General features: G+C 47.8%; 4 protein-coding genes, 1 rRNA gene and 1 riboswitch. All 5 genes read left to right on the plus strand.

What is annotated here, in order from left to right; genetic code table 11:
- The first annotated feature begins 3 nt into the window (after positions 1–3).
- Entirely contained in the window at positions 4–1,221 is a 1,218-nt protein-coding gene (locus AC1DVJ_RS06460; RefSeq protein WP_477589259.1) for a DUF58 domain-containing protein, read from the plus strand.
- Positions 1,208–3,625, plus strand: a complete 2,418-nt coding sequence (locus tag AC1DVJ_RS06465; RefSeq protein WP_477589260.1) for a transglutaminase TgpA family protein — start codon at positions 1,208–1,210, stop codon at positions 3,623–3,625. Before AC1DVJ_RS06460 ends, AC1DVJ_RS06465 begins: the two co-directional genes overlap by 14 nt.
- Positions 3,626–3,737: 112 nt before the next feature.
- Positions 3,738–5,276, plus strand: a complete 1,539-nt coding sequence (gene guaA, locus AC1DVJ_RS06470) for a glutamine-hydrolyzing GMP synthase (protein ID WP_477589262.1) — start codon at positions 3,738–3,740, stop codon at positions 5,274–5,276.
- A gap of 97 nt (positions 5,277–5,373) precedes the next feature.
- Positions 5,374–5,474, plus strand: a riboswitch (purine riboswitch).
- A 137-nt stretch (positions 5,475–5,611) separates the two neighbouring features.
- Positions 5,612–7,021: an NCS2 family permease gene (locus tag AC1DVJ_RS06475; protein WP_477589263.1), complete on the plus strand. Its 1,410-nt coding sequence runs from the start codon at positions 5,612–5,614 to the stop codon at positions 7,019–7,021.
- A 371-nt stretch (positions 7,022–7,392) separates the two neighbouring features.
- Positions 7,393–7,586: ribosomal RNA gene (locus tag AC1DVJ_RS06480) — 16S ribosomal RNA — on the plus strand; the annotation flags it as partial.

Raw genomic sequence — 7,586 nt, forward strand, 5'->3', positions numbered from 1 at the left:
CTAATGAAAAGCTGGGGAAAGACGACGTTATTGCTTGTAGGTTGTATGTTGATGATCTTTTTGGCGTATCGGCAAGGCGGATTTGCTGCATGGTATCTAGGCATTTGTTTATCATTGATCTGGATTCAGGCAGGATTGTTTTATGTATTTGCTCTAAAAGGCTTGAACTTGCATCGGCACATGTCAGGCGACGTGTTTCTTTCTGGTGAAGATGTGACGATTGTGTTGGAGATCAAGCACCGCTCACCAGTTCCCATGCCATGGCTGCTGCTCAAAGAAACCTGGATCCATGAAGGAAACGGGAGAAAGCTGACGTATAGTAAGCTGCTTTTTCCTTGGTTTCAGAAGACGCTTTTGCTTCCTTACAAAATAACCAATCTGATGCGAGGCAGCTACCGATTTGCTCACCTTGAAGCTGTGGCGGGGGATCTCTTTGGTTTCGCGCTTCGCAAAGTACATAGAGAAGACCTGCAGCGATATGTTGTGTATCCACGGCCGGATGCTTTGGGTCGAAGCGGGATGACGTTTCAGTCTGAGGAAGGTTCTTCCTCGACAACATTAAGTTCCAAAGCCGAAACGCCGCTCATCAGCTCCGTTCGTGAATACGTCAGCGGTGACCCGTATCACCGCATCCACTGGAAATCGACGGCTCGCCTGAGCCGTCTGATGACCAAAGACCCCGAGCAGGCCGCCGCCATGAAGTGGATGCTGCTGCTCGATGTAGCGCCTGCGGCGAGCCCAGCAGAGGCGGCGCAGCCGCTGCTGGAGAAGAGCGTCGCCCTGGCGGCTGGCTTCTTCGAAGCAGCCGCCAATGGGCGAGAGAGCTGCGGCTTCGCCTGCAGCAGCTCTAGCACCAGGCGAATCGCGCCGACGATTCGCCCCGATCTGACGCTCGCGTACGAAGTACTAGCGAGCGTTGGCGGCAAGCCCGCCATCTCCTTTCCTGACCTCGTCAGGAAAGAGGCGGCAGACTTGCCGCTGCATGCGTCGATGCTGTGCATCACATCGACGCTGGATGTGGCGCTGGTGCGCGCGATCGCAGATAGCGGCACCAGACGCCGAGCCGTGCACGTGATCTACGTGCACGCGCGGCCTTCCCTCTCGGTCGCAGAGCGAGAGGGTGCTTCCCAGCTGCAAGCCGCAGGCTGCAGCTTCACGGAAGTGCCGCATCCGCAGAGCCAGTGGCCTGTGCAAGGGGGTGTTGCGGATGCAACCGCTTGAACCACGCCGCGGGCTGCACGCGCGCTCTCGCACTTTTTTTAAGAAGCACGCAGCTTCTTCACGCTCAGTCACTTCGCCTTCGCCTTTAGATGGCTCGCACTTTGGTACTTCGCCCACAACTTCATCGCACCCAGACACATCCAGCGCATCCCGCAGCCCATCACAGCTCATCTTTCGCGCAGATACGATACCGCCCACACACAATAGTCTCTTCCGAGATAGTCTCATCACCTTACTGCTTTTTCTCCTTCTCTCGGAATGGTTGCGCCCTTTGGCTTGGATGGCTGATGAGTCCATCCAGATTGGACCGGTCCTTGTTGTTTTTGCTCTCTGCCTTGCACTGGATTGTTTCAGAGTTCCTTATGGATGGGGCTGGCCCGCCAAGTGCAGCATCATCGTGTTCTTTATTGGCTATATGTTTAACCGTGAGTCCATACTTGCTGGGGGATGGATCATCTCATTAGTGAGAACATTCGCGCAAGATTTTTTATACATCGTACAAGCCCATTTTGATCTCATCAGCGGTGAAATGCGTACGTTCCTATTTCTAATGGGGTGGGCGCTGCTGCTCTCCGTGGTTCAAGCGCTTATGCTGCAAAGACAGCATAGTCTTTGGTTTGTGATGGCAACGCTGATTTACCTAGTTGGTCTACAGCTCGTGTTAGGGGCGGATACCGTTCAAGGGATTATACGCACATTAGGCTATGGACTGCTCCTAATGGCTCTTCTCAATCTTTCAAGAATCGAACAGACCTATCGCGTGACGACTACACGTTCACGTAATTATTTCCAATGGGTGATCGCCAGTGTAATCGTCGTTGGGATATTGTCTGGGGTCGGTTGGTTTTCAGCCAAACAAACCCAATCCGAACCATTGATGAAGCCGGTGAGCTGGGCACATTGGTATGATCGTTTGTTTGAGCTGTATAACGAAGATGTGGGCGGAAGTCCTGCCGTGGCGACCTCTGGATATGGCCAGAACGACACATCCTTAGGAGGTCCACTCCAAGTGGACACCTCGCCAGTGTTTACAGCCAAAACCACCCAATTAACCTACTGGCGCGGTGAATCCAAAAGCTACTACGATGGCAAAGGCTGGACGCAGCCTATTCAGAAGCGAGAGCCCTTCACAGCCTCTAGTCCATCGTCGTCAGCAGGGTCACTCGTAACGCAGGAAGTCTTGTTGAACACCAAATCATCCATTAAACAATTGTTCGTAGGTGGTCAACTACGGAGTGTGGATATGTTATTGAGTGAAAAAGGGAAACCAATTTCATCCGGAAGTCTTCTTACTTCCGAAGCGAGCGGCTTAACGACGTTGCCAGAGATCGCTGACTCTCTATCCTATTACAAAATAACCGTTCAACCGGTCACAGAAAATCCAGACCTTTTGAACACAGATATGGCTCCTTATCCAGAAGAGATTACTAACGAATATTTGCAATTGCCAGAGGCGCTGCCGCGGACTGTGAGGAGCACTGCAGAGCAAGTAACAGCAAATCGCCTGACGCCTTATGCTAAAGCGGTGGCCATCGAGCAGTATTTGAGCCAAACCTTTCCCTATAGTCTCGAAAAGCCTACCAATCCCAGCCGAAATGAGGATTTCGTCAGTCATTTCCTGTTCGTTGATCGAACAGGGTATTGTGATCATTTTTCCACGGCAATGGTAGTCATGCTTCGTTCTGTCGGTGTACCCGCTCGGTGGGTGAAGGGGTTTGCTCCGGGAACAGCAGGTGCCACCGATGACAATGGGCTGCAAGAGGTTGTCGTCGGCAATCAAGATGCACATTCATGGGTTGAGGTATATTTCCCGTCGATGGGATGGGTGCCGTTCGAACCGACGCCAGGTTTCTCAGGGATATCCGCGGATCAACCGAGAGATATGTTGACGACAGCAACTATGGAGCAACTGGGGATGACAGCTTCTCTCACCAATACGCCAGTGTCGAGTTCAGTCATCACCAAGTCGAGTGAATGGTTGCACACGACGAAGAATAATCTTATTCAATTGGTAAAGGCTTATAAGAGTGCTGTTTTTGTTCTAATCGGCAGCATCTGTCTACTTGTTGGTATGGTTCTCGTGCTGAGACGTCAAGGATACTTGTTGCATAGAACGGTGGAGCTCCCGAGCTACAACAATGGAACTTCAGCTCAGCAGCATCCGTTGACGCCGTATATGGATCGTTTGTGGAGAAAGCTTTTCCGTAAATACGGGGCCAAGCCTGCCAATCAAACGGTACGCGAATATGTGATGAATCTTCAGGTGCCCCATCAAGGGCAACAACAGGCACTGATGACTTTCGCTCAAATCTATGAAAGTGTCCGCTACGATCCGGCGCGTGCATTTGCCTATTCGAAGCGGGAAATTACAGCGATTTGGAAAGCCATTCAAAAGACACATTAAATCCCCTTTACATCCTAGGTGCCTAATGTTTAAAATTAGTACCTAGAAATAGCGATAAGTGGACAAGGGTTCTCCCAAAGCTTCAATCGCTATGAACCTAGGAGGTCGGATAATGAGTAAACCGAGTGAATTGATCGTCGTTTTAGATTTTGGAGGCCAATATAACCAACTGATTGCAAGACGAATCCGTGATTTGGGCGTATACAGCGAATTGCTGCCGCACAATACAACGGTTGATAAAATTCGTGAGATTAATCCGAAAGGGATCGTATTCTCTGGCGGACCTGCAAGCGTTTATGGCGAAGGAGCTCCTTCCGTTGACGCTGGTATTTTCGATTTGGGTATTCCGATCTTAGGAATTTGTTATGGGATGCAGCTGATTGCACACCAATTGAACGGAAAAGTTGAACGCGCACATACGCGTGAATACGGGAAAGCAGATTTGCTTTTCTCAAATGAAAGTCCGCTTGTCAAAGGTCTTGAAGCGAACCAAACGGTATGGATGAGTCATGGTGATCATGTTTCCGTTCTACCTGATGGCTTTGTTGTTGAGGCAAGCACAGAATCACTTCCAATTGCTGCAATGAGCAACCGTGATCGCAAAATCCATGCTGTACAGTTCCATCCTGAGGTTCGTCACTCTGTTCAAGGGAACGAAATGATTAACAACTTCATTTATGAAGTGTGTGGTTGTGTCGGCGATTGGACGATGTCATCTTTCGTGGAAGATATGATTAAAGAGCTTCGTGCCGAAGTTGGCGATAAAAAAGTGCTTTGCGCACTAAGCGGCGGCGTAGATTCCTCCGTTGTAGCGATTCTGCTTCATAAAGCAATCGGCGCACAATTGACGTGTATGTTCATTGATCATGGTTTACTGCGTCAAGGTGAAGGCGAAAGCGTTATGGAGACGTTTGTCGGCAAATTTGATATGAAAGTTGTCAAAATCGATGCAAAAGAACGTTTCCTTAGCAAATTGGCTGGCGTTGCGGATCCGGAGCAAAAACGTAAAATCATCGGCACCGAATTCATCCGCGTGTTTGAAGAAGAATCAAGCAAGTTTGATGATTTCACTTTCTTGGCTCAAGGGACGTTGTACACGGATATCGTAGAAAGTGGTACAGCTACTGCGCAAACGATCAAGTCTCACCATAACGTAGGCGGCCTGCCGAAAGATATGAAGTTCAAGCTGATCGAACCGTTGAAAACACTATTCAAAGACGAAGTACGCAAAGTAGGCGAAGAGTGTGGTCTTCCTTCCGCAATCGTGTGGAGACAGCCATTCCCAGGACCTGGACTTGCCATTCGTGTTTTAGGTGAAGTTACCGAGGATAAGCTGACAATTGTACGTGAATCAGATGCCATCCTGCGTGAAGAAATCGCCAAAGCTGGCCTAGATCGCGAGATCTGGCAGTACTTCACAGCCCTTCCTGGCATGAAGAGCGTAGGCGTCATGGGCGATGCTAGAACTTACTCCTATACCGTAGGTATCCGTGCAGTTACCTCCATTGACGGTATGACGGCTGACTGGGCACGTATCCCTTGGGATGTGCTTGAGAAGATTTCCGTACGTATCGTAAATGAGGTTGAGAACGTGAATCGTATCGTGTACGACATCACTTCCAAACCGCCAGCTACGATCGAGTGGGAATAAGAAATTAATCTATCTAAAAGACGAACGATCTGGGAGATTTTACCCAGTTATCGTTCGTCTTATTTTATTGACACTTGATCAATTCTTCACTAGAATATGAAATTGGATAACAGTTTTTCGTATAATCTCGGGGATTGGCCTGGGAGTTTCTACGAGATCACCGCAAATGATCTGGCTACGAAAAAAAGGAACGGTATCCGTATGAGTTTTTACGTGCGGCTTCATATTCTGAAGGCAGCCCTCATATGGACGGCTCCTTTTTCGTACCCGGAATCAGGCAACATGATTCCGGGTTTTTTGCTGTTCCCCACCATTCGTTTAGGAGGAGTAGGAAAATGGATTTAGATCGTTTTTTTAAATTGAAACAAAATGGCACCACCGTAAGAACAGAAATCATGGCGGGGATTACGACGTTCATGACAATGGCTTACATCCTTGCAGTAAATCCAGATATTCTGAGTGCTTTTAAATCAGGGGCAACAGGCGGGGATTGGACAGCGATTTTCTTAGCAACAGCTATTGCGGCAGGCGTTATGACGATTGCAATGGGGCTTTTCGTTAACTTCCCAGTAGCACTAGCACCGGGAATGGGCTTGAATGCTTACTTCGCGACGATCATCTTGACGTCACAAGGTAAATTTACATTTTCGATGGCGCTCACGGCCGTGTTTATTTCGGGGATTATCTTTATCATCCTTACGATTACGAAATTGCGTCAAATGCTTCTTGTCGCTATCCCAGATAGCTTGAAGCATGCGATCACTGTGGGAATTGGTTTGTTTATCGCCATGATCGGTTTCAAAAACAGCGGCATCCTTACCGTTGCAGTTGAATCAAGTAATGATATTAAAGCACATCAATTTACGGATGTTCTTTCTTTTGAAACAATATTCCACATGGGTTCATTAGAAAATAAAGGTGTTATTTTAACGCTTGTAGGTATTCTATTGATCTCCATCTTAATGGTAATTCGCCTGCGTGGCGCGATCTTGTTTGGTATTCTAGGTACGACAGTTGTTGGTTATTTCATGGGTATGGTTGATCTAGGTACATTAACTAGTGACCAAACGACCTGGGTACCAGATATGTCTAAACTGCGCTTTTTTGATTTTGATTTCGCAGGCATTATGACAACAGGGATCATTTCAGTAATTGCTACATTTACGTTCGTTGAGTTATTTGATACATTCGGCACTATGGTTGGAACAGCTTCTCGTGCTGGTATTATGAAGAACAAAGAAGAAGGCAACAAACGCGTTGGTAAAGCCATGTTCGTTGACGCGATCGGCGTGAGCGGCGGTGCACTGGTTGGAACGAGCACAGTTACTGCCTACGTAGAGAGTGCAGCAGGTGTAGCTGAAGGTGGACGTACTGGTTTAACAGCTGTAACAACAGGCGTATGTTTCTTGCTTGCCCTGTTCTTGGCTCCGCTTGCTATGTTGATTCCTGGTTCTGCAACAGCGGCAGCGTTGATTGTTGTTGGTGTTCTTATGGTTCAATCCATTAAAGAGATCGACTTCCAAGACTTCGTTATCGCGATCCCAGCGTTCCTTACAATTGTATTGATGCCTTTCACATACAACATTGCGAACGGGATTTCCTTCGGAATCGTAACGTATGTAGTTCTAGCAACAGCAGCTAATCTAGGTGGCAAAAGTGATAAGAAATACAGTGTCCACTGGTTAATGTGGATTCTAGCTCTTCTAATTATTGCTCGATATGTCTTTATTGGAAGCCAAGGTTAAAATAAAGTGAAGGCTCTGGTGCATCATGCGCCAGGGCCTTTTTTCAATTTAGTTTTTTTGTCGAAAAAGCTTGCAATCCTTTGGCGGATTTGTTATATTACTCCTTGTCGCTTCGGCGGTCGAACGAAAGAATGAACGCTTCGAAAGAAGTTGAAAAAAAGTTCTTGCATTCGAATGAGCTGATGTGGTATATTACTTCTCGTTGCTTCGGTAACACGGCAGTGAGCGAAAGAAATTGATCTTTGAAAACTGAACAACGAGTGAGTAAGCACGAACGAGAAATCGTTCAAAAAAAGAGATTGCAAAATCTCGCTAGCAACGCAAATGAGCAATTAAGCTTTCAGATATACGGACAAGCAATTGTCCAAACTATTATGGAGAGTTTGATCCTGGCTCAGGACGAACGCTGGCGGCGTGCCTAATACATGCAAGTCGAGCGGGTTTAYCCTTCGGGGTAAGCTAGCGGCGGACGGGTGAGTAACACGTAGGTAACCTGCCTTTAAGACTGGGATAACTATCGGAAACGATAGCTAAGACCGGATAACTGGTTTTCTCGCATGAGAGA

The organism is Paenibacillus sp. P4_A9, assembly GCF_056402415.1.

What these genes read in the sequence shown, in the direction of transcription:
- AC1DVJ_RS06460 (WP_477589259.1), top strand. Translation starts at nt 4, where the DNA reads ATGAAAAGCTGGGGAAAGACGACGTTATTGCTTGTAGGTTGTATGTTG.
- AC1DVJ_RS06465 (WP_477589260.1), top strand. Translation starts at nt 1,208, where the DNA reads ATGCAACCGCTTGAACCACGCCGCGGGCTGCACGCGCGCTCTCGCACT.
- guaA (WP_477589262.1), top strand. Translation starts at nt 3,738, where the DNA reads ATGAGTAAACCGAGTGAATTGATCGTCGTTTTAGATTTTGGAGGCCAA.
- AC1DVJ_RS06475 (WP_477589263.1), top strand. Translation starts at nt 5,612, where the DNA reads ATGGATTTAGATCGTTTTTTTAAATTGAAACAAAATGGCACCACCGTA.